General features: G+C 66.9%; 1 protein-coding gene. It reads left to right on the forward strand.

The window, feature by feature from the left end:
• Nucleotides 1-242, forward strand: a 242-nt coding sequence (locus KVT36_RS32015; RefSeq protein WP_217607483.1) for a carboxyltransferase domain-containing protein, incomplete at both ends; no start/stop codon positions are given.

Here is a 242-nt window from a genome sequence, read left to right on the forward strand (position 1 = left end):
TTATCTGTCCGGCCTCGACCCGCGGCTCGCCTGGGCGCGGCGCAGCAGCCCTCGCCTGAACGTGCCCGAGGGCGCCGTCATCATCGGCGGCATGCAGGCAGGCATCATGCCGATGACCGCGCCTTCGGGGTGGCACATCATCGGTCATACCGACGTCAGGCTCTTCGACGCGCAGGCCGATACCCCGGTGCTGCTCAGGCCTGGAGACAAGATCCGCTTCGAGATCGCTGGGATGGAAGCAT

Source organism: Chitinophaga sp. GbtcB8 (assembly GCF_019091455.1).
Lineage (GTDB): Bacteria > Bacteroidota > Bacteroidia > Chitinophagales > Chitinophagaceae > Chitinophaga.